The 514-nt window shown below is 45.3% G+C and carries 1 pseudogene; it reads left to right on the plus strand.

Features of this window, described 5'->3' with window-relative positions:
- A pseudogene (locus ACS8FD_RS24690) lies at nt 1-514 on the plus strand (mechanosensitive ion channel family protein); the annotation flags it as partial.

The raw sequence follows: 514 nt of genomic DNA on the forward strand, positions 1-514 counted from the left end.
CGTGAGTGTCTCTGGAGTGACAGAAGAGATATTCGATCCTACAGAACTCAATGCTGTACAGCAGTCTGGAAATTTACAAGGTGATGCAGGATTAAAAGGGGAGTATAACGAAGGCTATTATATTTTAGATAAGCTCAATACTGGTTTGCCGCCCTTATCTGAGCCGCCAAACCTGTCAACGCCACTGGCCACTTTGGAGTTCTTTCAATCAGCGGTGATGAAGCAGCAGTTTGATTTGGCTGCTTATGCGCTCAATATGAACCTGATTGACAGTGAAGTTCAGCGCAGTCGCGCCCTTGAATTAGCCAAGCGACTTGATTTTTTGTTATCTGAAAAAGAGCTTTATGTATTCGATGACCTACCAGACCGTCCTGATGGTTTAATCGAGCCGCCACTTGGTAATGCCAGTAGCGTCATGGGCATTCCTAGACGCTCTATTCAACTGGGTTACATTGATTACCGCGAACGCCGAGTGCCCATTTATATAGAACGTGTACAAGTTAACGACGATGCA

It is taken from the genome of Psychrobacter sp. 1U2, from assembly GCF_051847575.1.